The 22208-nt window shown below is 67.2% G+C and carries 20 protein-coding genes and 1 riboswitch; of the genes, 13 read left to right on the top strand and 7 right to left on the bottom strand.

What is annotated here, in order from left to right; genetic code table 11:
• Positions 1-36 precede the first annotated feature (36 nt).
• The 6 genes from murC to lpxC all read left to right on the top strand — a co-directional run bounded on the left by murC (position 37) and on the right by lpxC (position 6942).
• Positions 37-1473: a UDP-N-acetylmuramate--L-alanine ligase gene (murC, locus tag DX03_RS16525; RefSeq protein ID WP_038690502.1), complete on the top strand. Its 1437-nt coding sequence runs from the start codon at positions 37-39 to the stop codon at positions 1471-1473.
• Positions 1470-2462 (top strand): D-alanine--D-alanine ligase, encoded by a 993-nt coding sequence (locus DX03_RS16520; RefSeq protein ID WP_051598891.1) that lies wholly within the window; start codon positions 1470-1472, stop codon positions 2460-2462. Before murC ends, DX03_RS16520 begins: the two co-directional genes overlap by 4 nt.
• A complete protein-coding gene (locus DX03_RS16515) occupies positions 2459-3190 on the top strand; it encodes a cell division protein FtsQ/DivIB (RefSeq protein WP_038690501.1) in 732 nt (243 codons plus the stop codon). The genes DX03_RS16520 and DX03_RS16515 overlap by 4 nt, the downstream gene beginning before the upstream one ends.
• Entirely contained in the window at positions 3187-4422 is a 1236-nt protein-coding gene (ftsA, locus tag DX03_RS16510; RefSeq protein WP_017355446.1) for a cell division protein FtsA, read from the top strand. The genes DX03_RS16515 and ftsA overlap by 4 nt, the downstream gene beginning before the upstream one ends.
• 196 nt (positions 4423-4618) lie before the next feature.
• A complete protein-coding gene (gene ftsZ, locus DX03_RS16505; RefSeq protein ID WP_038690500.1) occupies positions 4619-5851 on the top strand; it encodes a cell division protein FtsZ in 1233 nt (410 codons plus the stop codon).
• A 179-nt stretch (positions 5852-6030) separates the two neighbouring features.
• Entirely contained in the window at positions 6031-6942 is a 912-nt protein-coding gene (gene lpxC, locus DX03_RS16500; RefSeq protein ID WP_038690499.1) for a UDP-3-O-acyl-N-acetylglucosamine deacetylase, read from the top strand.
• Positions 6943-7260: 318 nt separating this feature from the next.
• Here lpxC and DX03_RS16495 read toward each other — a convergent pair whose 3' ends face one another.
• A complete protein-coding gene (locus DX03_RS16495; protein WP_038690498.1) occupies positions 7261-7701 on the bottom strand; it encodes a DciA family protein in 441 nt (146 codons plus the stop codon).
• Positions 7702-7713: 12 nt separating this feature from the next.
• Between DX03_RS16495 and DX03_RS16490 the strand changes: the two genes are divergently transcribed.
• From DX03_RS16490 to DX03_RS16480, 3 genes are all read left to right on the top strand, one after another.
• On the top strand, positions 7714-8664 hold the full coding sequence (locus tag DX03_RS16490; RefSeq protein ID WP_038690496.1) for a M23 family metallopeptidase: 951 nt from the start codon (positions 7714-7716) through the stop codon (positions 8662-8664).
• 230 nt (positions 8665-8894) lie between these two features.
• A complete protein-coding gene (gene secA / locus DX03_RS16485; RefSeq protein WP_038690495.1) occupies positions 8895-11627 on the top strand; it encodes a preprotein translocase subunit SecA in 2733 nt (910 codons plus the stop codon).
• Between the two features lie 138 nt (positions 11628-11765).
• The gene (locus tag DX03_RS16480; RefSeq protein ID WP_038690493.1) at positions 11766-12719 is read left to right on the top strand and encodes a Nudix family hydrolase; all 954 of its coding nucleotides are present in this window, start codon (positions 11766-11768) and stop codon (positions 12717-12719) included.
• Between the two features lie 114 nt (positions 12720-12833).
• On the opposite strand, the gene DX03_RS16475 is transcribed toward DX03_RS16480, so the two are convergent.
• Both DX03_RS16475 and metF read right to left on the bottom strand, forming a co-directional pair.
• A complete protein-coding gene (locus tag DX03_RS16475) occupies positions 12834-13418 on the bottom strand; it encodes a DUF4124 domain-containing protein (RefSeq protein WP_038690492.1) in 585 nt (194 codons plus the stop codon).
• 50 nt (positions 13419-13468) lie between these two features.
• Positions 13469-14296 (bottom strand): methylenetetrahydrofolate reductase [NAD(P)H], encoded by an 828-nt coding sequence (gene metF / locus DX03_RS16470; protein ID WP_038692495.1) that lies wholly within the window; start codon positions 14294-14296, stop codon positions 13469-13471.
• Positions 14297-14419: 123 nt separating this feature from the next.
• Here metF and DX03_RS16465 point away from each other — a divergent pair, with 123 nt between their 5' ends.
• The gene (locus DX03_RS16465) at positions 14420-15298 is read left to right on the top strand and encodes a TIGR01777 family oxidoreductase (protein ID WP_038690490.1); all 879 of its coding nucleotides are present in this window, start codon (positions 14420-14422) and stop codon (positions 15296-15298) included.
• A gap of 35 nt (positions 15299-15333) precedes the next feature.
• Here the strand turns inward: DX03_RS16465 and DX03_RS16460 are convergent, their stop codons facing one another.
• Complete coding sequence (locus DX03_RS16460; protein ID WP_038690488.1) at positions 15334-16866, bottom strand: amidohydrolase family protein; 1533 nt, start codon at positions 16864-16866, stop codon at positions 15334-15336.
• A gap of 164 nt (positions 16867-17030) precedes the next feature.
• On the opposite strand from DX03_RS16460, the gene DX03_RS16455 reads away from it, so the two are divergent.
• Together DX03_RS16455 and DX03_RS20465 are read left to right on the top strand one after the other, a co-directional pair.
• Positions 17031-17588, top strand: coding sequence for a DUF3228 family protein (locus DX03_RS16455; protein WP_038690486.1), 558 nt, complete (start codon positions 17031-17033; stop codon positions 17586-17588).
• 318 nt (positions 17589-17906) lie between these two features.
• On the top strand, positions 17907-18479 hold the full coding sequence (locus DX03_RS20465; protein WP_051598890.1) for an energy transducer TonB: 573 nt from the start codon (positions 17907-17909) through the stop codon (positions 18477-18479).
• A gap of 80 nt (positions 18480-18559) precedes the next feature.
• On the opposite strand, the gene DX03_RS16445 is transcribed toward DX03_RS20465, so the two are convergent.
• Both DX03_RS16445 and ybaK read right to left on the bottom strand, forming a co-directional pair.
• A complete protein-coding gene (locus DX03_RS16445) occupies positions 18560-19069 on the bottom strand; it encodes a hypothetical protein (protein WP_051598889.1) in 510 nt (169 codons plus the stop codon).
• A complete protein-coding gene (gene ybaK / locus DX03_RS16440) occupies positions 19066-19539 on the bottom strand; it encodes a Cys-tRNA(Pro) deacylase (protein ID WP_038690484.1) in 474 nt (157 codons plus the stop codon). The genes DX03_RS16445 and ybaK overlap by 4 nt, the downstream gene beginning before the upstream one ends.
• Before the next feature lie 17 nt (positions 19540-19556).
• Here ybaK and DX03_RS16435 point away from each other — a divergent pair, with 17 nt between their 5' ends.
• Complete coding sequence (locus DX03_RS16435) at positions 19557-20459, top strand: tetratricopeptide repeat protein (protein WP_185753373.1); 903 nt, start codon at positions 19557-19559, stop codon at positions 20457-20459.
• Positions 20460-20533: 74 nt separating this feature from the next.
• Here the strand turns inward: DX03_RS16435 and ahcY are convergent, their stop codons facing one another.
• Entirely contained in the window at positions 20534-21979 is a 1446-nt protein-coding gene (gene ahcY, locus DX03_RS16430) for an adenosylhomocysteinase (RefSeq protein ID WP_038690480.1), read from the bottom strand.
• A gap of 80 nt (positions 21980-22059) precedes the next feature.
• Positions 22060-22146, bottom strand: a riboswitch (S-adenosyl-L-homocysteine riboswitch).
• Positions 22147-22208 lie beyond the last annotated feature (62 nt).

Here is a 22208-nt window from a genome sequence, read left to right as displayed (position 1 = left end):
CACGCGCCAACGCGCCTGCCCGACGCGGGGCCGCGCATGATCCGCCGCCTGCACGACACCAACGACCTGGTGCGCGCTTTCCCGCGCGTGCACTTCGTCGGCATCGGCGGCACCGGCATGAGCGGCATCGCCGAAGTGATGCTGACCCTGGGCTATGAAGTGTCCGGGTCGGACAACGCCGACAACACCGCCACCCGCCGCCTGGCCAGCCTGGGCGCGCGCGTGATGCGCGGCCATTCGGCCGCCAACGTGCTGGGCACCGATTGCGTGGTGGTGTCCAGCGCGATCCGCGACGACAACCCCGAGCTGATGGAAGCGCGCAGCCAGCGCATTCCGATCATGCCGCGCGCGGCGATGCTGGCCGAGCTGATGCGCTTCCGCCGCGGCATCGCGGTGGCCGGCACGCACGGCAAGACCACCACCACCAGCCTGACTGCGGCGGTGCTGAGCGAAGGCGGGCTGGACCCGACCTTCGTGATCGGCGGCCAGCTGCTGGCGGCCGGCGCGAACGCCAAGCTCGGCAGCGGCCAGTGGCTGGTGGCCGAAGCCGACGAAAGCGATGGCAGCTTCCTGCGCCTGAACCCGCTGGTGTCGGTGATCACCAACATCGATTCGGACCACCTGGAGAACTACGGCAACGATTTCGCCCGGGTCCAGGCCGCCTTCGCCGAATTCCTGCAGCGCCTGCCGTTCTACGGCCTGGCCGTGCTGTGCATCGATGACCCGGAAGTGGCCGCGCTGGCCGCGCAGACCCCGCGTCACGTGATGAGCTACGGCATGAGCAGCAACGCCGACGTGCGCGCCGAGGACGTGGTCCAGGACGGCCCGCGCATGCGCTTCACCCTGCGCCTGCCCGAAGGCAGCAGCTACCCGGTCACGCTGGCCCTGCCGGGTGCGCACAACGTACTCAACGCGCTGGCCGCCGCCGCCGTGGGCTGGCAGCTGGGCGTCGCCCCGGACGCCATCGCCCGCGCGCTGGAAAGCTTTGCCGGCATCGGTCGCCGCTTCAATGATCTGGGCATCGTCACCACCCACACCGGTGCGCGGGTACGCCTGATCGACGACTACGGTCACCACCCGCGCGAGCTGGCCGCGGTGTTCGCGGCCGCCCGTGGCGGCTGGCCGGACCAGCGCCTGGTGGTGGCGTTCCAGCCGCACCGCTACAGCCGTACCCGCGACCAGTTCGATGCCTTTGCCGCCGTGCTGTCCGAAGTGGATGCGCTGGTGCTGAGCGAGGTCTACCCGGCCGGCGAAGCGCCGATCCCGGGCGCCGACTCGCGTTCGCTGGCGCGCGCCATCCGTGCGCGCGGCCGCAGCGAGCCGGTCGTGGTCGGCCATACCGCCGAGCTGTCGCACGTGCTGCCCGACGTGCTGCAGGACGGCGACCTGCTGTTGCTGATGGGCGCCGGCGATATCGGCCACGTGGCCCAGCTGATCGCAACCGAAGGTTTCACGGAGACCCCGGCAGCATGAACCCGATCTTCTTCCCGTCGCTGCGCGTCACCGACCCGGCCGTGTTCGGCCGCGTCGCGGTGCTGCTGGGCGGTACCTCCAGCGAACGCGAGGTGTCGCTGGATTCGGGCCGCAACGTGATCGCCGCGCTGCGCGCGCGCGGCGTCGACGCGGTGGCCGTGGACGGCATTCCGGCGCTGGCGCTGGCACTGGTCGAAAAGCGTTTCGACCGCGTGTTCAACATCCTGCACGGCCACAACGGCGGCGGTGAGGACGGCATCGTGCAGGGGCTGATGGACGCCTTCGGCGTGCCGTACACCGGCTCCAAGGTGCTCGGCTCGGCGCTGAGCATGGACAAGATCCGCACCAAGCAGGTGTGGTTGTCGCTGGGCCTGCCTACGCCGCGCTACGTCAAGCTGGTGGAGGGCGTGGAGGTGCACGCCGCCGCCGCCGAGCTGGGCCTGCCGGTGGTGGTCAAGCCGGCCAACGAAGGCTCCAGCGTGGGCATCAGTCGGGTCAGCGATGACGCCGGCCTGGACGACGCCGTGGCCCTGGCCGCGCGCTACGACGGCCAGCTGCTGATGGAACAGATGGTGGTGGGCGACGAGCTCACCGTGGCGATCCTGGGCGACCAGGCGCTGCCGTCGATCCGCATCGTGCCCAAGGGCCAGTGGTACGACTACAACGCCAAGTACATCGCCGAGGACACCCAGTACCTGTGCCCCGGCCTGGACGGCGATGACGAAGCCGAGATCCGCCGCATCGCGCTGGCTGCCTTCCAGGCGGCCGGCTGCCACGGCTGGGGCCGGGTGGACGTCATGCGCGACCGCGACAGCGGCCGCTTCTACCTGCTGGAAGTGAACACCGCGCCGGGCATGACCAGCCATTCGCTGGTGCCCAAGGCTGCCGCGCAGGCCGGCATCGGCTTCGAGGAACTGGTCTGGCGCGTGCTGGAACAGACCCTGCCGACCCACCTGCAGGACCTGGACAGGGAGCGTGCCCACGCATGAACGCGGTGCTGCGCATCTTCGTCTGGTTGCTGGCCCTGTCGGTCGTAGCGCTGCCCGTGGTGGCGGTGCTCAACGGCTGGGTCGGTGCCGAACGCTGGCCGTTGGCCAAGCTGCGCGTGCACGCCGAGTTCAAGCGGGTGCCGGCCGAACAGCTGCAGCAGGTGGTACTGCCGTACGCCAAGGCCGGGTTCTTCGCGGTCAAGCTGCAGGATGCGCAGGACGCCATCGAGCAGCTGCCGTGGGTGGAAAGCGCGCAGGTGCGCAAGCAGTGGCCCGACGTGCTGGAAATCAGCCTGGTCGAGCACAAGCCGTTCGCGCGCTGGGGCAACGACCGCCTGCTGTCCGAGCAGGGCAAGCTCTTCGCCACGCCCAAGAAGCTGCAGGACCTGGCACTGCCCGACCTGGATGGCCCGGACAGCCAGACCGAGGAAGTGGTGGCGCTCTACAACGATGCCCGGGCGCTGTTCGCGCCGGCCGGGGTGGACGTCAAGCGGGTCAGCATGGACGCGCGCGGCAGCTGGTCGCTGCTGCTCAGCAATGGCACCGAAGTGGTGGTGGGCCGCGATGACGCACGTTCGCGCCTGCAGCGTTTCGTGCGCGTGCTGCCGCAGCTGAGCAACCAGGCGGCGCCGATCGAACGCGCCGACCTCCGATATACCAATGGTTTCACGCTGAGCTGGGGTACCCCGGCCGCAACCGCGCCAAAGCCGGCGCAGGACAGGACATGAATCGCAAGGGTGACAAATCACTGATCGTTGGCCTGGATATCGGCACCTCCAAGGTGGTGGCGCTGGTCGGCGAGTATTCGCCGGGCAACCCGATCGAGGTCATCGGCATCGGCTCGCACGAATCGCGCGGGCTCAAGCGCGGCGTGGTGGTGGACATCGAATCCACCGTGCAGTCGATCCAGCGCGCGGTGGAAGAGGCCGAGCTGATGGCCGGCTGCGAGATCCGCTCGGTGTATGCCTCGATCTCGGGCAACCACGTGCAGTGCAAGAACTCCCCCGGCATCGTGCCGATCCGCGACGGTGAAGTGACCTGGGGCGACCTGGACCGGGTACTCGACGCGGCCAAGGCGGTGGCGATCCCGGCCGACCAGAAGATCCTGCACGCCATTCCGCGCGAGTACGTGCTGGACGATTCGCAGGAAGGCATCCGCAACCCGGTCGGCATGACCGGCGTGCGCCTGGAGGTGCATGCGCACCTGGTGGTGTGCGCGCAGTCGGCCGCGGCCAACATCAGCAAGTGCGTGCAGCGCTGCGGCCTGCAGGTGGACGACCTGGTGCTGTCCTCGCTGGCCTCCAGCGTGGCGGTGCTCACCGCCGACGAGCGCGAGCTGGGCGTGGTCCTGGTCGACATGGGCGCCGGCACCACCGACCTGGCCGTGTTCGTGCAGGGCGCCATCTGCCATACCGCCTCGCTGCCGATCGCCGGTGACCACGTCACCAACGACATCGCCCACATGCTGCGCACGCCCACCCCGGAAGCGGAGCAGATCAAGGTGCGTTATGCCTGCGCGCTGGCCCAGCTGGCCACCGCCGAGGAAAGCATCCAGGTACCCAGCGTCGGCGATCGTCCGCCGCGCCGGATGCCGCGCCACGCACTCGCCCAGGCCGTGCAGGGCCGCTACGAAGAAATTTTCGAGATGGTGCAGGCCGAACTGCGTCGCTCCGGTTTCGAGGAACTGGTGCGCGCCGGCATGGTGCTCACCGGCGGTGCCTCGAAGATGGAAGGCGTGGTCGAACTGGCCGAGGAAATGCTGCAGATGCCGGTGCGCGTGGGCATTCCGCAGCACGTCACCGGCCTGGGCGAAGTGGTGGGCAATCCGGTGCACGCCACCGGCGTTGGCCTGCTGCTGATGGGCAGCCAGATCGAACACCCGCGCCGTCCGTCGCTGCCCACCGGGCGCGCGGGCAGCATGTTCAAAAAACTCAAGACCTGGTTCCGCGGCGAATTCTGACGCGGCCCGCGGTAGAGCCGACCGTTGGTCGGCTGCATCACCTGCACCCCCGGCACCACTGCAACGCAACGCACCACCGCAACACGGCAGCACCGGCAACACACAACCCACACAGCCGCAACGGCAACATGACGCGCGAAAGGCAGGAGGCCTGACCGCCCATGCCACCGAAAGCGGATACAACGAGGACACGGACATGGCGCATTTCGAACTGATTGAAAAGATGGCACCCAATGCGGTGATCAAGGTGATCGGCGTGGGCGGCGGCGGCGGTAACGCCGTGGCGCACATGGTCAGCACCAGTGTGGACGGCGTGGAATTCATCACCGCCAACACCGACTCGCAGGCCATCAAGAATTGCGGTGCCAAGCTGCAGCTGCAGCTGGGTACCAACGTCACCAAGGGCCTGGGCGCAGGCGCGAACCCGGAAGTCGGCCGCCAGGCCGCGCTGGAAGACCGCGAGCGCATCATGGACGCGCTGCAGGGTGCGGACATGGTGTTCATCACCGCCGGCATGGGCGGCGGCACCGGCACCGGTGCAGCACCGGTGGTGGCACAGCTGGCCAAGGAGATGGGCATCCTGACCGTCGCCGTGGTCACCAAACCGTTCCCGTTCGAAGGCCGTCGCCGCATGCAGGTGGCGCTGAAGGGCATCGAGGAACTGAGCCAGCATTGCGATTCGCTGATCACCATCCCGAACGAAAAGCTGATCACCGTGCTGGGCCGCAACGCCACCATGATCCAGGCCTTCCGTGCCGCCAACGACGTGCTGCAGGGCGCCGTGCAGGGCATCGCCGACCTGATCGTGCGTCCGGGCCTGATCAACGTCGACTTCGCCGACGTGCGCACCGTCATGTCCGAAATGGGCCTGGCGATGATGGGTACCGGCACCGCCCGCGGCGATGACCGCGCCCAGGCCGCCGCTGAAGCGGCCATCCAGAACCCGCTGCTGGACGATGTGAACCTGGCCGGTGCCAACGGCATCCTGGTCAACATCACCGCCGGCGCCGACTTCACCATGGCCGAGTTCGACGAGATCGGCCGCACCATCGATGGCTTCGCCTCCGAAGATGCCACCGTGGTGGTCGGTACGGTGCTGGACCCGGACATGCAGGACGAAGTCCGCGTGACCGTGGTGGCCACCGGCCTGAACCGTGTCGTGGCGTCCAAGACCCAGCGTCCGGGCGAGCGCGCGCCGATCAAGCTGGTCCGCAACGCCACCACCGGCCAGCCGGAGTTCGGCGAGTTCGACACCGGCGGCGATGCAGTTTCCAAGGCAGTGGGCGGGATGGGCATGGGCATGGGCCTGCGTCGTCCGAGCGCCGACACCCCGGCGTCGTCGGCCCCGTCGTCGTCCGGCCCGGCGGCTGCTGAACTGCCCAACGATTACCTGGACATCCCGGCGTTCCTGCGCCGCCAGGCGGACTGAGGATTGCATGCCGGGGCCTTGTCCTCCCCGGTAGGCGCCTCCATGTCCCTTGCTGCCGGGCCCGGAGTGGCCCGGCAGTCTGCCGCCCGTCTTTCGGTTCAGAAAGGGGTGGTGGTACTGCGTGTTATTCTTGTTTGTCACCGTCGCGCTGACTGCGCGCTCTCCCGGTCCTGCTCCCCATGATTCCGCAACGCACCCTCAAGAACACGATCCGCGCCACCGGCGTTGGCCTGCACAGCGGTGACAAGGTCTACATGACCCTGCGCCCGGCCCCGGTCAACCATGGCATCGTGTTCCGTCGGGTCGATCTGGAGCCGGTTGTGGAAGTGCCCGCGCGCGCGGACCTGGTCACCGAAGTCACCCTGTGCACCGGGCTGACCTACCACGAGGCCAAGATCCAGACCGTCGAACACCTCATGTCGGCACTGGCCGGCCTGGGCGTGGACAACATCATCGTGGAGCTGTCCTCGGCCGAACTGCCGATCATGGATGGTTCCTCCGGGCCGTTCGTGTTCCTGCTGCAATCGGCGGGCATCGCCGAGCAGGACGCCCCCAAGCGCTTCATCCGCATTCTCAAGACGGTGGAAGTGACCGAAGGCGACAAGGTCGCCCGCTTCGAGCCCTACGAGGGCTACAAGCTCGGTTTCACCATCCAGTTCGATCACCCGATGATCCCGGCCAAGCAGTCGCGCGCCGAGATCGAGTTCTCCACGGCCGCCTACACCAAGGAAATCTCCCGCGCGCGCACCTTCGGGTTCATGCGTGACCTGGAGTACATGCGCGAGCGCAACCTGGGCCTGGGCGGTTCGATGGACAATGCCATCGTGCTCGACGAATTCCGCGTGCTCAACGACGACGGCCTGCGCTACGCCGACGAGTTCGTGCGGCACAAGATCCTCGACGCGATCGGCGACCTGTACCTGGCCGGCGGCCAGGTGCTGGGGGCCTACGAAGGCTTCAAGTCCGGCCATGCGCTCAACAACAAGCTGGTGCGCGCGCTGATGGCCGACGCCACGGCGTGGGAGTGGGTGAGCTATGACGCCGCGGCCGCTACGGCTCCGGTGGTCTATGGGGTGCCGGCTTACGCCTGATGTGGGACTTACGTGGCAGCCACCCATGGGGTGGCTCTGCCGGCCGGGTATCGCATTGATTTCATTGAAAAACAGACGGCGCCCAGGGCGCCGTTTTGCGTTTTCGGGATCACCGCGGGGTGATCTTGATGTCAATGAACCGTGGACGTGCACAGGTCACGGAATTGTGAACCTGATCGAGGTTCTTGCTGAATTTAACGCAATTTTAATAAAAGACTAACGACTGGGCGACGTTCCACGGCTACGATGCTGGCCGGTTCCCTGACAAGTTCACGTGCTCGTGACGCGTCGGGGAAGGGGACGGATGCCCCGATGCCTTCAGGATTTGGTGAAGTCCATATCCTTCAGGCAGGCCAACGCGTCGCGTAGCCCTTTGTGCGTGGCGGCTGAAACTGCGTGGGGGCCATTCCTGTTATCGATCGCTGGGGAGCGTGGAGGAGGGGCAGCCGCAGTTTTGACGGTCACCTTGGTGACCTTCAGCCCGATGGACCGGGCCGCGTCGATCAACTGTGCTTCGGCAAGCCTCAGCTTGGCGTGCCACACGGGGGAATCGACGAGAAAAACGAGGTGCTCGCCGTTTACATTCGCCAGCCGGCAACGGGTGGCCAGTGCAGGCGGTAAATGGGGGCGCAATTGACGGTCCAGTGCGTCCAGCCACAAGGCTCGGCGCAGCGGGTTACCGGCTTTGTCCGCCATCACCGCATCCAGCGCCGGCTTCGGCGTGGATGGGGATCGCGCACTGGATTTCGGCTCAGACATGAAAACTCACTGATGGCATTCAAAAAGATCGTAATCAAAACGCGTGAAGGAAAGGCCAAGACGCCCCTGGCGCGTTTGCGTTTCTACTTCGAAGATTCACCCCGGGCCCTGCTGGGCAGCGTGCTGGGGGTTGGCTGCCTGATCGGCTTCGGTGCCGGCATCGGCGGCAGCATGTTCAATGATTCCCGGCTCCACGCCAAGGTCGCCCAGCAGGAACGCGAGCTGGCGCAGGCCCAGAAAGACGCCCAGACCCAGGTGAACGCGCTGGCAGCGCGGATGGGTGAACTGCAGGCGCAGGCCACCCGTCTCAACGCCCTGGGCGAACGACTGACCCAGATGGGCAAGCTGGAAGACGGCGAATTCGACTTCAACGAGACCCCCGGCCTCGGTGAAGGCGAGCCCGGCCCGACCCAGGACATCCCGGTCAGCGCGGTCAATGCCGACTTACAGGTGCTGGAGCAGCGCTTTGCTGCTTCAGGCCGCCAGTTGTCGGTGATGGAGTCGCTGATGTTCGACCACCAGCTCGAACAGAACGCGGTGCCCGGCCGCATGCCGATCCGCAACACCTACATCACCTCCAACTTCGGCACCCGCAGCGATCCGTTCGGTCGCGGTGCGGCTACCCACAAGGGCATGGACTTCCACGCCAAGGTCGGTGACCCGGTGATGTCGGTGGCCGACGGCGTGGTCAGCTTTGCCGGCGTGAAGGGCGGGTACGGCAACGTGGTCGATGTGGACCACGGCAACGGCTATGTCACCCGCTACGCGCACAACTCGCGCCTGGTGGTGAAGCCGGGCGATCTGGTGCGGGCCGGCCAGGAAGTGGCCAAAGCCGGTTCCACCGGCCGCTCCACCGGTGCCCACGTGCACTTCGAGGTGTGGGAACGTGGCCAGGTGGTCAACCCGCGCAAGTTCCTCGGTGACGGCGGCAATACCCCGGTCGGGCGCGTTTCGCGCGGCTGAACCCGTCGGGTGGTGCCGGCCGCTGGCCGGCACGCCTTCGAGGTGGCCGAATGCGGCTTCCGGCCAGCGGCCGGCACTACCGCCACGGGGTTGAAACCCCTGACGGCCGACCCAAGCTACAATGGGTATTGCCATAGACAGGGCGCAGTGCGCCCTGTTTCGTTTGCGGCCGACGCATCCCCCGGGGAGGGCGTGGCCGTTGGGGCGTCTCATTCCAACCGGTTCCTTCAATGATCAACAGCCTGCTTACCCGCGTCTTCGGCAGTCGTAATGAACGACAGCTGCGCCAGCTCAACCGCATCGTCGCCAAGGTCAATGCGTTGGAGCCGGAAATCGAAAAGCTCTCCGACGAGCAGCTCAAGGCCAAGACCCCGGAGTTCAAGCAGCGCATTGCTGACGGTGAAGCCCTGGACAAGGTGCTGCCGGAAGCGTTTGCGGTCTGCCGCGAGGCCAGCCGCCGCGTGCTGGGCATGCGCCACTACGACGTGCAGCTGATCGGCGGCATGGTGCTGCACCTGGGCAAGATCGCGGAAATGCGCACCGGTGAAGGCAAGACCCTGGTCGCCACGCTGCCGGTGTACCTCAACGCGCTGGAAGGCAAGGGCGTCCACGTGGTCACCGTGAACGACTACCTGGCTCGCCGCGACTCGGCGCAGATGGGCAAGCTGTACAACTGGCTGGGCCTGAGCGTGGGCGTGGTCTACCCGGGCATGCCGCACGGTGACAAGCGCGAGGCCTATGCCAGCGACATCACCTACGGCACCAACAACGAATTCGGTTTCGACTACCTGCGCGACAACATGGCGCTGTCGCGCGCGGACCGCTACCAGCGCGGCCTGCACTACGCCATCGTCGACGAAGTCGACTCCATCCTGATCGATGAAGCGCGTACCCCGCTGATCATCTCCGGTCCGGCCGACGATTCCCCGGAGCTGTACATCCGGGTCAACCGCGTGGTCCCGGGCCTGATCAAGCAGGAAGCCGAAGACGGCGAAGGCGATTTCTGGGTCGACGAGAAGGGCAAGCAGGTGCACCTGTCCGAAGCGGGCATGGAGCACGCCGAGGCGCTGCTGGTGGAAGCAGGCATCCTCAATGCCGAGACCGAAGGCCTGTACGCGGCGCAGAACCTGACCGTGGTCCATCACCTCAATGCCGCCCTGCGCGCGCATGCCATCTACCAGCGCGACGTGGATTACATCGTGCGCGACGGTGAAGTGGTGATCGTGGACGAATTCACCGGCCGTACCCTGGCCGGCCGCCGCTGGTCCGATGGCCTGCACCAGGCAGTGGAAGCGAAGGAAGGCGTGCCGGTCCAGCGCGAGAACCAGACCCTGGCAAGCATCACCTTCCAGAACCTGTTCCGCATGTACAAGAAGCTGTCCGGCATGACCGGTACGGCCGACACCGAAGCCTACGAATTCCAGAGCATCTACAACCTGGAAGTGGTGGTGATCCCGACCAACCGCCCGACCATCCGCAAGGACGGTTCGGACCAGGTGTTCCTCAACCGTACCGGCAAGTTCAACGCCGTGCTGGCCGACATCCAGGCCTGCAACGAGCGCGGCCAGCCGGTGCTGGTGGGTACCACGTCGATCGAAACCTCGGAGATGCTGTCCGAGCACCTGCGCAAGGCCGGCGTGCACCACGAAGTGCTCAACGCCAAGCAGCATGACCGCGAAGCCACCATCATCGCCAACGCCGGCATGCCCGGTGCGGTGACCATCGCCACCAACATGGCCGGTCGCGGTACCGACATCGTGCTCGGCGGTTCGCTGGAAGCGCAGCTGCACGAGCTGGGCGAAGACGCCACCGACGAACAGCGCGCCCAGGTCAAGGCCGAGTGGCAGAAGCGCCATGACGCGGTCAAGGCCGCCGGCGGCCTGCACATCGTGGGCACCGAACGCCACGAATCGCGCCGTATCGATAACCAGCTGCGCGGTCGTTCCGGCCGCCAGGGTGATCCGGGTTCGTCCCGTTTCTACCTGTCGCTGGAAGACAACCTGATGCGCATCTTCGCCTCGGACTGGGTCCAGAAGGCGATGCGCATGATGGGCATGAAGGAAGACGACGTCATCGAAGACCGCCTGGTCAGCCGCCAGATCGAAAAGGCGCAGCGCAAGGTGGAAGCGCACAACTTCGACATCCGCAAGAACCTGCTCGACTTCGACGACGTCAACAACGACCAGCGCAAGGTGATCTACGCCCAGCGCGACGAGCTGCTGGACGCCGAGTCGGTGAAGGACAACGTGGACGGCATCCGCGGCGACGTGATCTACGACATCGTGGCCCGTTTCGTGCCGCCGAACTCGATCGACGAGCAGTGGGACCTGCCGGGCCTGGAGGCCACCCTGGCCGCCGACCTCGGCGTGCAGATGGACGTGGTGGGGCTGGTCAAGCTGCACGAAGAACTGGATGCCGAAGCCATCGCCGAGAAGGTGCAGGCGCGCATTGATGCGCACTTCGCCGAGAAGGAAACCGGCGTGGGCGAAGACACCATGCGCGCGCTGGAAAAGCACGTGATGCTGACCGTGCTCGACCAGAGCTGGAAGGAGCACCTGGCACGCATGGATTACCTGCGCCAGGGCATCTACCTGCGCGGTTACGCGCAGAAGCAGCCCAAGCAGGAATACAAGAAGGAAGCCTTCGAGCTGTTCTCGGAAATGCTCGAGAACGTCAAGCGCGAAGTGGTGACCCTGCTGGCGCGCGTGCGCATCCGCAGCGAAGAAGAAGTGGAAGCGCTGGAGCAGGCCGAGCGCCAGCAGGCCCAGGCGCGCCTGATGCAGTCGCAGTTCCAGCACCAGGACGCCGGCAGCTACAGCGCCGACGAAGAGGCAGCAGAGGTGGAAGCGGCGCAGAACGGCGTGGCCCAGGTCAACCGCGACGAGCCCAAGGTGGGCCGCAACGACCCGTGCCCCTGCGGCAGTGGCAAGAAGTACAAGCACTGCCACGGTCAGCTCACCTGACCCCAGGACGCCCCGCCAAGTGCGGGGCGTCTGCTATCTGGGGGTAGAGCCACGCCATGCGTGGCTGCACCTCGGCCCGGCACCGGCCGATGCTTTCCGGGATTGCGCCAGCACCGCGGTATTGGGCATGCTCCCCCCATGCCATCCCCCAAACGATCGATCCACGTCGTGGCCGGCGTCATCACCGACGCCCGCGGCCGCATCCTGCTCAACCGCCGTACCGAAGACCGCGACATGGGCGGCCTCTGGGAGTTTCCCGGCGGCAAGCGCGAGCCCGGCGAAAGCTCCGAGCAGGCGCTGGTGCGCGAACTGCGCGAGGAACTGGGGATCGAAGCGGAGGTGGGCGAGTGGATCATGGACGTGCCGCAGATCTACCCCGACAAGCGGCTGCGGCTGGAAGTACGCCGGATCAGCAGCTGGAAGGGTAGCCCGCGCGGGCGTGAGGGCCAGGCCATCACCTGGGTGACCCCGGACAAGCTGTCGCGCTATTCGATGCCGCCGGCCGACCTGCCGGTGGTGGCCGCGCTGCGCCAGCCCGACCGCTACCTGATCACCCCCGAGCCCGAGGCCGACCACGCCCAGGCCCACCACGACTGGCACCAGCGCCTGGCCCAGGCACTGGCCGCAGGGGTCAGCCGCATCCAGCTGCGCACCCCCGCCAGCCCGGCGCGGGTGGCGCTGGCCGAACAGGCCATCCAGACGCACCGTGGCCGCGTGCAGTGGCTGCTCAACCGCGACATCGACCTGGCCCAGCGGCTGGGCGTGGGCGTGCACCTGGGCAGTGAACAGCTGCTGCAGCTGGACACCCGCCCGCTGCCGGCCGACCAGCTGGTGGCCGCCTCCTGCCATGACCTGGAACAGCTGCAGGCCGCGCAACGGCTGGGCTGCGACTTCGCCGTGCTCGGCCCGGTCCAGCCCAGCGCCAGCCATCCTGGCGGCACGCCGCTGGGCTGGGACGCATTCGAAGCCCTGCGCGAGCAGGTCTCGCTGCCGCTGTATGCGCTGGGTGGCCTGCACCCGGACGACATCGAACAGGCCCGCCGACACGGCGCCCAGGGCATCGCCGCCATCCGCGCGCTCTGGCCCACCTGACCCCGCGGTAGTGCCGGCCGCTGGCCGGCACTTCATGCCACCGGGCAGAGCCCGGCACTTCATGCCGCCGGGCCGCCATGCCTGGCGATTCCCTCTGCCGGGCAGAGCCCGGCGCTACAGGGTGATCCAAAAACACCCGTACTGCCGCCGCAGCCCGAACACCGTGCGCGCCGGCGTCGCGGTGTTGCCCAGCGTCTGCTCCAACCGCAGCCCCACCGGGCGCGGCCGCCGCGGCGCCACCTCCGCCAGCGGCAGTCCATCGCTTCCCAGCACCGGCGCAGCGTCAGGCGCCACCACCGCACTCTCATCGCTGGCCGGATACACCGGTGCGATGTCCACCAGCGGCCGCTGCACCACCGATTCCAGCCGCCCGATGATCTGGTTGGCAGTGGCGTTGGAGACGTTGTTCCACAGATAGATGGACGACAGCCGGTTCACGTCCTGCAGGCTGACCGCATCGCGGATCTGTCCGGTCAACTCGCTGAGCCGACGCGCGCAGCCGGCGCGGTAGATGCCGGTGTTGCCCACGGTGGGCGTGCGGGCCGGCATCCGCTCGGTGGCGCCAAGCGCATCGCAGCGACGGTCGGTGAAGACGGTCTGGCCCTGCGCGTTGGTACACCGGTTCACGCGCTGCGCCTGCGCCGATGCCGGGGCAGGCAGGCACAGCGCGCACAGCAGGAGCGGCAGAAGCAGTTTCATCGCAGCAGAGTAGCCGCGCCGGCGTTATCTGCAAGCGATTTGCGCCGGTGTCAGCCCTTGAGCAGCTTCAACACCTGGGTGGTCGGCTTGGCCAGGTTGAGGGTGTAGAAATGCAGCCCCGGCGCGCCGCCGGCCACCAGCCGTTCGCACAGCCCGGCGACCACTTCCGCACCGAACGCGCGCACCGATTCGGCATCGTCGCCGTAGGCCTGCATCTTCTTGCCGATCCAGCGCGGGATCTCCGCGCCGCACTGCTCGGAGAAGCGGCGCAGCTGGCTGAAGTTGGAGATCGGCATGATGCCCGGCACGATCGGCACGGTGACCCCGAGCGCGCGCACCGCATCGACGAAATGGAAGTACGCATCGGCGTTGAAGAAGTACTGGGTGATCGCGGCATCGGCACCGGCATCGATCTTGGTCTTGAAGTGCTTCAGGTCCAGCAGCGCGTCGTTGGCCTGCGGGTGCGTCTCCGGGTAGGCGCCCACTTCGATGCGGAACGCATCACCGTGCTCGGCCCGGATGAAGCTGATCAGGTCTGACGCATAGCGCAGGTCGCCGGGGTGGCCCATGCCCGAGGGCAGGTCGCCGCGCAGGGCGACGATGCGGCGGCACCCGATGGCGCGGTACAGCTTGAGCAGTTCACGGATTTCCTCGCGGCTGCCGCCCACGCAGGACAGGTGCGGTGCGGCCTCGAACCCGTGGTGCTGCTTGAGGTGGCGCACGGTTTCGGAGGTGTAGCTGAGGGTCGAGCCGCCGGCACCGAACGTACACGACACATACTCCGGCGCGAACGCCTTCAGCTTGGCCGCGGTGCGGTCGAGCTGGGCGCGCTGGTCATCGGTCTTGGGCGGGTAGAACTCGAAGCTGATGGCGGTCATGGGCGGCGGCGGCAGCGGGTGTGCGGCCATCATATCGCTTCATCGCGATGAATGTAAAAGAGTGCTGCCGTGACCTGCACGCGATGTCGATTACAGTGCCTGTCCAGAGAGGGCGGAGTGAAGATGGACATCCTGATCACCGGCGGCACGGGTTTCATTGGGCGCCAGTTATGCGAACGTCTGCTGGAACAGGGGCATCGGGTAACCGTGCTCACCCGGACCCCCGGCCGCACCCCGCCGCCGGGCGTGCAGTACGTGGGGCAACTGGACGACGTGGGACCGGTGCAGGCGGTGGTCAACCTGGCCGGGGAGCCGCTGACCGAGGGGCGCTGGACCGACGCCCGCAAGCAGGCCTTCCACGCCTCCCGGATCGGCACCACGCGCGCGCTGCTGGCGTGGATGCAGGCATTGCCGACGCCGCCGCAGGTGCTGGTATCCGGTTCGGCGATTGGCTACTACGGGCCGGGGGATGCCACCCCGCTGGACGAGGCCGCCTCGCCCGGGCATGACTTCGCCGCGATGCTGTGCCGGCAGTGGGAGGCCGAGGCGTTCAAGGCCGACGCGCTGGGCATACGCACCTGCGTGGTGCGCACCGGCATCGTGCTCGATCGCGACGGCGGCGCGCTGGCGCGGATGCTGCCGCCGTTCCGGCTGGGCCTGGGCGGGCCGATGGGCGATGGCGACCAATGGATGAGCTGGATCCATCGTGCCGACCTGGTCGGGCTGATCCTGTGGCTGCTGAGCAACGACACTGCCCGCGGCGCCTACAACGGCACTGCACCGGCGGCGGTGACCAATGCCGAGTTCGCGCGCACGCTGGCCAAGGTGCTGGGCCGGCCTGCGCTGCTGACCACGCCGGCCTTCGCGCTGAAGCTGGCGTTCGGGGAAATGGCCGGGCTGCTGCTCACCGGCCAGAACGTGGTGCCGGCGCGCGCGCTGGAGGGCGGCTACGTGTTCAAGCACCCGAGATTGGAACAGGCACTGGAGGCGATCCTGGGCTGATGGCGTAGCGTGTCATGCAGACCGGGGCTGGACGATCACAGCTCCGCGCTGACCGGGCTGCGCAGGAAACCCCACACCAGCTTGGCCGACACCGCGGGTGATCGCGCCTGGGCGCGGGCGAACGCCAACAGGTCGTCCAGGTGTTTCCGGTCGTGCAATCGCCCGCCCATGAACACGGCTTGGATCCGGCGTGTATGGGCGATGTCTTCCAGGGGATTTGCATCGAGCAGAACCATGTCGGCGAGCATGCCGACCTCCACCGAACCATGCTCGTGTTCCTTCCCCGCGTAGCGGGCGGCATCCAGTGTCGCCGCGCGCAGTACGTCGGCCGGCGACAGTCCGGCGCGCACCAGCAGCGCCATCTCGTCGTGGAAGCGGAAGCCCCCAATGGCCGTATCCGTACCGACCAGCACCGGTACGCCTGCGCGGTACGCCGCGGCGGTCAACGCCAGGCCGTGATCGAAGTAGCGGTTGAGTGCGGCGTGGCCACGTGGACCCGGGTATCGCGCCGCCGTCGCGGCCAGATCGTCCTTGTAGGCCCAGCGCGACAGCGGGTCGAGATAGACCAGCCGTGGGTCGTCGAGGAACGAGGGGTCCGTCGCGCGCGCATCCTCTTCGCGGGTGACGTGGGTGGGGACCCACCAGCTGCCTGCCGCGCGCATCGCATCGATGCCCCGCTGGCAGGCCGCCGCGTCATACCCGGCCACCATGCGTTCGGTCAGCTCGATGGGATCGAGCTGATCCAGCGCACCGCTGCGCCAGTGGTCTGCATCGCGGAAGCAGTGACGGGCGAGCAGATGGGCGTGTTCGAAGCTGTGTTGACCTTGCCGCAGGGCATCGTCCAGGCGGATTGCCTTGGGCAGGTGCCCGACCAAGGGCATGTCCAGGCGCCGCGCCTCGGCTGCCAGCCGCAGATAGGTGGCTGGCGCGACCTTGTTGTAGACCTTCAACGCGTCCACGCCCCTGGCCTGATAGACCGCCGCACGCGCTGCCGCCTGCGCCGGGGTCATCGCGGGGTCCTCGAAGTAGAAGCTGGCCACTTCCACGAAGCGCGGTGCCGTCATGCGACCGGCTTCGGCCAGTCGGGTCCAACGGCGTTTGGCGGCCACGCAGGCGATCAGGCTGTCCCGGACCTGCGGACAATCCATCATGTCGCGCGTTCCGGTGATGCCGTTGGCCACGGACACGGGGAAGTGCAGCTGGGGCGACAGCTGGAAGGCATGCGTGTGCATGTCCCAGAAGCCGGGCAGCAGGTAGCCTCCCGCGGCGTCGAACACCGGCACGCCTGCGTCGGCCTTCACCGCCGGTCCTACCTGCACGATCCGTCCTGCTTCGACCAGTACGTGGGTAGGCGAACCCGCGCTGCCAAGGCGCACGTCGATGATGCGCGCATTGACGATCAGGCGGCTGTTGGCAGCCTCCGGAAGCGGGGCCGGCGGGCTGGGCCACCACAGGCAAAGGACGCACAGTGCGAGCCCGCCCGCTACGCAGATCATCCCCGCGCGCAGGGCAACGCGTAACCGGCGGCGCAACGCGGTGGTGGGTCCTGCTTCCTTTGCTGCAGGCATGGCGCTTCATCCTTGGACAGGGGCGCGACGCGACCCGGTTGCCAGAGATTCCTACACATGCGCGCGTCTTTCCAGTGCCGCGGCCTCGACCGCTGGCGCGCGGAAAGCGCGTTGACGCACACGCCCTGGGTTACCCTCTGCGCTTGCCAGCCATCGCGTGCCCCATGTCCATCGTCCTCACCGAATTCGCCCGTCCCCGCCTGTTCCCGCGCGTCCCACGCGGCAACACCATCCAGGACTGCACCGCCGAACAGTTCCAGGCGCACCTCAACGCGCATGCGCCGTTCAAGGTGCTCGACGGCTACGCGCCGTTCTGCAAGCTGTTCGTGTACGAGAACTGGACCAGCACGCGCTGCCTGACCGTGCCGATCACCGACGCCAACCGCCACCAGCTGCACAGTGCGTACGAAGCGCGCAACCGCAACGAACTGCCGGTGCTGGTGCGCTGGTTCGAGGGCGTGGAATCGCCGCGCGCGAACTACCTGGTGGTGATCCTCTACAGCGCCGAGCAGCTGGCCAAGGAAGGCTCGCCGATCGACGCCGACTGGGGCATCGTCGGCTGCATCTACACCGCCGAGCCGGACGAAGTGCCGATGGCGCCGATCACGATGATGCGCAATGCGCTGGGTGTGGACGAAGGCGGTTCGGGCGTGCCGCTCGACCGCGAGGCCTATGCGCGTGCGGTGGCGTTCTGGGAGAGCAACGCCAACTGGCGGCCGTAACCGTTGGATCGTGCCGGCCGGCCGGCTGGATGGGTGCACCCGCATTGTGTGCCGGTACCGACACTGCGTCCGCGATCGGATTGTTTGATATCTGCAGTTGATCGGGCCGCCATCCTTGGGATGGGCCCCACGACGAGGCGTCCAAACGCGTTGTATGTGATGTCGGCCCCGATCGCGCGCGGGTGCATTGCTAGACTCCGGCCCTTTCACGGAGGACCGACCATGCGCAATCGATGCGCCCTGCTGCTTCTGACTGCTTCGCTCTCGACAGGCTGTGCGACACCTGCCGCGGATCTGGGGGCACAGGAAGGGTGTCGAATGTTGCCCTCGAGCGGCTATATCGATTCTCGGATGTCGGCGCCGCACCTGGAGCAGGGCACGGCGGGATGCCGTTTCGAGGCGGTGGCCACCAGCGCCGCGGCGGCGCGTTCGCAGGCCTCCCTGCTGGCCGCCTTGGCGACACGCCGTTGTGGCGAGGTCGTGGTGACCGATGAGAGCGAGCCGCTTGCCGGTGACGACACCGATACCCAACCGGTCCGGATGCGCCTGACGTTGACCCAGCCCGTCCCGCACAAGCGGTGCGTATTCGGTGTGGCCTCCACGCCAGAGCCGGGTCCGGAAGACAGCGACGTCTCGATCTACAGTACCCGGATGAATCCTCCCCGGTACCCTGCCAGTGCCTACCGGGAAGGACGACAGGGGGAAGCGGTGTTGATCATGTTGATTGACGATCAGAACCGGACGCTCGGCGCGGTGCTGGAGCGATCCAGTGGCCATGCGGACCTGGATGAGGCAGCAATGGCGGCCGCGCAGGACTGGACGTTTGACGCCCGAGGCAAGCAGCCGGAAATTTCCCGGCTCCGGGTGCCGGTGAACTTCACGTTGAACTAGTCAGCCCACGTCACGTGCGGTCTTTGCCGGCGCGGGCTTCGGTAGCCACGCATGGCGTGGCTCTACCCCCGGGGTCACGATCAGCGATGCGGCAGTGGGGTCCACTCCCACCACGGCGCGTGATACTCGCGGTCGGTGCAGCGCCACCCGCGCCCGCACACGGTGCAGGTGGCGTCCTGCGTATCGCCCCAGCCACCCTCGGCGACGCCGGTCGCGATGGGCGTCACGTGGCCGTTGGCGATCTCGCGCCCGGGCTCGTAATGCATCCAGTGTGGATACAGTTGGCACAGGCAGCCACTGCGATCACGCCAGTGGCGCAGTTTGCGCAGCACGAAGTCCAGTTCGTAGTGCTCGCGGATCCACTGCGGGTCGGTGTTGTAGCGTGCCCGGGCTGCCTCCACGTACGGCAACTGCAACGCCAGGTCATCCAGCAGGGCCGCCTCGCGGCTGAGGGCGATGGAGGCCGCTGCGGTGCGCAGCAGGCCGTAGTCGCCACTGCCCAGCGCCCGCAGCAGGGCGGTGCCGGGGCGGCCTTCCTGCAGCGGCGGCAGGGGCGTGCCGAACAGACGCTCGAACAGGCTGCCGATCATCGCGTCTTGCCGATCGGTGCGTATGCGCCGCCGGTGAGCTGCAGCAGGTCGGCCGGTGCCAGCGCCACTTCCAGCCCGCGCCGCCCGGCACTCACGTGCACCACCGGCAGCGCCTGCGCGCTGGCCTCCAGGAAGGTGCGGTGCCGCTTCTTCTGTCCCAGCGGACTGATGCCGCCGACCAGATAGCCGGTGGCGCGCTGCGCCTGCTCCACGTCGGCCATCTCGCACTTCTTGCAGCCGGCGGCCTCGGCCAGCGCCTTCAGGTCGAGCGTGCCGCTGACCGGCACGATCGCCACCAGCAGTTCGTGCTTCTCGGTGCTGGCCAGCAGGGTCTTGAACACCTGCGCCGGGTCCAGCCCGAGCTGCTGCACCGCTTCGCCGCCGTAGGAGGCGGCATCGGGATCGTGGGGGTAGGACAGCACGCTGTGAACGATGCCGTGCTTCTTGAGCAGGTTGATGGCCGGGGTCATAGGGGCATCGTAGCGCGGTGCGGACCGGCTGCCTTGACCGAGGCTACTGCGACCGCGGCGATAATGGTGACATTCCCGTCTGGAAAGATCCCATGCGCCTCTCTGGTCAATTCAATGCGCTCAGTTTCGACAGTGATGTGGCGCGCGGACCGTATCCCCCTCAGGGGTTTGTGTCGATCGCGGAAGGCGCGCTTGGCAACGGCGATTGTTTCGGGCTGTATTGGCCGTTGGGGCGTGAAGGAGATGCGCCTTTCGTCTGCGAGATGTTCCATGACGAATGGCGTATGGAACTGCGCCATTCCTCGGTGCAGGTGTTCTCGCACTGGCTGGAACTGAACGAAGGCGAGTATGGCGAGCATGAGGTTGAAGATCCCGGTTCGCCAACCGAGCAGTTGGAGCAGGCGCGTGCGCAGGTGCTGGCGGGGCAGGTCGAGCAGGCCATTGAATTGCTGCGCGCCGCATGCGCCGCGTTCCCGGAGCTTCAGCAGGGCTGGGCGCTGCTGGCAAGCCAGTACATGCGGCAGGGGCAGCGCGATGCGGCGATCGACGCGGCACGTTCGGCCGTGCTTGCCAACTGGGCGTTTGGCATACCCACGCCCGGCGTGCTGCACATCCTGCGCGCTGCCCCGGCCAGCATCGACCCGGTGATCGCGCTGGTGCAGCGGATGGGCTTCGCCTTCGGCGGCGTCAAGACCAATCCGGACTACGCGCTGATGCAGGCCTGCATCGATGACTGCTGGGCCGCCGGTGACGCCCTGACGGCGCTGCGACTGTCGCAGAACCGCTGCTACGTGCTTGCTGGCGAAACGGTGTCTTTCCAGGAAAGGGAAGGGTTCACGCTGCCGCGCTGGCAAGCCGAATTCGCGGGGCAGTGCCAGGACGCCCTGAACGACGACCGCAGCTGTTTCGGCCAGGATTGAAGGGCCTTCCGCCACAAAAAACGGGCGCCTTTCGGCGCCCGTTCCATTTCAACGCAACAGGATCGGCAGGCCGATCAGTAGCGGTAATGATCCGGCTTGAACGGACCTTCCACCGGCACGCCGATGTAGTCGGCCTGTTCCTGGGTCAGGGTGGTCAGCTTCACGCCGATCTTCTCCAGGTGCAGGCGGGCCACTTCTTCGTCCAGGTGCTTGGGCAGCAGGTACACCTTGTTCTCGTAGCTGTCCTTGTTCGCCCACAGGTCGATCTGGGCGAGGGTCTGGTTGGCGAACGAGTTGGACATCACGAAGCTCGGGTGGCCGGTGGCGCAGCCCAGGTTGACCAGGCGGCCTTCGGCCAGCAGGAAGATCGCATTGCCGTTGGGGAAGATGTACTTGTCCACCTGCGGCTTGATGTTCACGTGCTGCACGCCCGGGAAGCCCACCAGCGCATCGACCTGGATCTCGTTGTCGAAGTGGCCGATGTTGCAGACGATGGCCTGGTCCTTCATCGCGCTCAGGTGCTCGATGCGGATGATGTCCTTGTTGCCGGTGGTGGTGACGTACAGGTCCGCACGGCCCAGGGTGGATTCGATGGTGTTGACCTCGAAGCCTTCCATCGCCGCCTGCAGGGCGCAGATCGGATCGATCTCGGTGACCACCACGCGCGCGCCGTAGGCACGCAGCGAAGCGGCGCAGCCCTTGCCCACGTCGCCGTAGCCGCAGACCACGGCAACCTTGCCGGCCAGCATCACGTCCATCGCGCGCTTCAGGCCGTCGGCCAGCGACTCGCGGCAGCCGTACAGGTTGTCGAACTTGCTCTTGGTGACCGAGTCGTTGACGTTGATTGCCGGGATCAGCAGGGTGCCGGCCTGGGCCAGCTGGTACAGGCGGTGCACGCCGGTGGTGGTCTCTTCGGAGACGCCCTTCCAGTCCTTGACCACGCGGGCCCAGTAGCCCGGACGCTCCTTGGCCACGCGCTTGAGCAGGTCCTTGATGACCTGTTCTTCGTGCGAGGCCGCCTTTTCGTTGACCCAGTCGCTGCCGTTTTCGAGCTCATAGCCCTTGTGGATCAGCAGGGTCACGTCGCCGCCGTCGTCCACCACCAGCTCCGGGCCGGTCAGGGTGCCGTCGGGCAGGGTGAAGGTCAGCGCGTCCAGCGTGCAGTCCCAGTATTCCTCCAGCGACTCGCCCTTCCAGGCGAACACCGGGGTGCCGGACTTGGCGATCGCAGCGGCCGCGTGGTCCTGGGTCGAGAAGATGTTGCAGGACGCCCAGCGCACGTCGGCGCCGATGTCCTTCAGGGTCTCGATCAGTACCGCGGTCTGGATGGTCATGTGCAGCGAGCCGGTCACGCGCACGCCCTTCAGCGGCAGGGTGGCGGCGTGCTTGCGGCGGATCGACATCAGGCCCGGCATTTCATGCTCGGCGATGTCCAGTTCCTTGCGACCCCAGTCGGCAAGGGTGATATCGGCAACCTTGTAATCACCTTCGGTGGAGAAGGTCTTGGCAACAGCATTCATTCGTAAGCTCCGGTAGTGACAAGCCATGCTCGTCAGACGCGATGTCGGCAATCAGACACCCGCATGACAGCACAACTCGCAATCGCCGGGCGCCGTTGGAACAATCCTGGCCACCGAGCCTGGCCGGCCGGACAGGGTCCGGAACGGTCGCAGCGCCCCTCGGTGGAGGGCCGCCCATTATATCGCGGCAGGGTGCGTTGGCATGAATCGGCGGCGGCCCCCAACCATC

The organism is Stenotrophomonas rhizophila, from assembly GCF_000661955.1.
Taxonomy (GTDB): domain Bacteria; phylum Pseudomonadota; class Gammaproteobacteria; order Xanthomonadales; family Xanthomonadaceae; genus Stenotrophomonas; species Stenotrophomonas rhizophila.
Note: the sequence above shows the minus strand (reverse complement) of the source record. Positions and strands in the feature narration are given on the sequence as shown.

Coding starts and splice junctions, on each gene's coding strand:
- murC (WP_038690502.1), top strand. CDS start 37: ATGATCCGCCGCCTGCACGACACCAACGACCTGGTGCGCGCTTTCCCG.
- DX03_RS16520 (WP_051598891.1), top strand. CDS start 1,470: ATGAACCCGATCTTCTTCCCGTCGCTGCGCGTCACCGACCCGGCCGTG.
- DX03_RS16515 (WP_038690501.1), top strand. CDS start 2,459: ATGAACGCGGTGCTGCGCATCTTCGTCTGGTTGCTGGCCCTGTCGGTC.
- ftsA (WP_017355446.1), top strand. CDS start 3,187: ATGAATCGCAAGGGTGACAAATCACTGATCGTTGGCCTGGATATCGGC.
- ftsZ (WP_038690500.1), top strand. CDS start 4,619: ATGGCGCATTTCGAACTGATTGAAAAGATGGCACCCAATGCGGTGATC.
- lpxC (WP_038690499.1), top strand. CDS start 6,031: ATGATTCCGCAACGCACCCTCAAGAACACGATCCGCGCCACCGGCGTT.
- DX03_RS16495 (WP_038690498.1), bottom strand. CDS start 7,701: ATGTCTGAGCCGAAATCCAGTGCGCGATCCCCATCCACGCCGAAGCCG.
- DX03_RS16490 (WP_038690496.1), top strand. CDS start 7,714: ATGGCATTCAAAAAGATCGTAATCAAAACGCGTGAAGGAAAGGCCAAG.
- secA (WP_038690495.1), top strand. CDS start 8,895: ATGATCAACAGCCTGCTTACCCGCGTCTTCGGCAGTCGTAATGAACGA.
- DX03_RS16480 (WP_038690493.1), top strand. CDS start 11,766: ATGCCATCCCCCAAACGATCGATCCACGTCGTGGCCGGCGTCATCACC.
- DX03_RS16475 (WP_038690492.1), bottom strand. CDS start 13,418: ATGAAACTGCTTCTGCCGCTCCTGCTGTGCGCGCTGTGCCTGCCTGCC.
- metF (WP_038692495.1), bottom strand. CDS start 14,296: ATGACCGCCATCAGCTTCGAGTTCTACCCGCCCAAGACCGATGACCAG.
- DX03_RS16465 (WP_038690490.1), top strand. CDS start 14,420: ATGGACATCCTGATCACCGGCGGCACGGGTTTCATTGGGCGCCAGTTA.
- DX03_RS16460 (WP_038690488.1), bottom strand. CDS start 16,866: ATGCCTGCAGCAAAGGAAGCAGGACCCACCACCGCGTTGCGCCGCCGG.
- DX03_RS16455 (WP_038690486.1), top strand. CDS start 17,031: ATGTCCATCGTCCTCACCGAATTCGCCCGTCCCCGCCTGTTCCCGCGC.
- DX03_RS20465 (WP_051598890.1), top strand. CDS start 17,907: ATGTTGCCCTCGAGCGGCTATATCGATTCTCGGATGTCGGCGCCGCAC.
- DX03_RS16445 (WP_051598889.1), bottom strand. CDS start 19,069: ATGATCGGCAGCCTGTTCGAGCGTCTGTTCGGCACGCCCCTGCCGCCG.
- ybaK (WP_038690484.1), bottom strand. CDS start 19,539: ATGACCCCGGCCATCAACCTGCTCAAGAAGCACGGCATCGTTCACAGC.
- ahcY (WP_038690480.1), bottom strand. CDS start 21,979: ATGAATGCTGTTGCCAAGACCTTCTCCACCGAAGGTGATTACAAGGTT.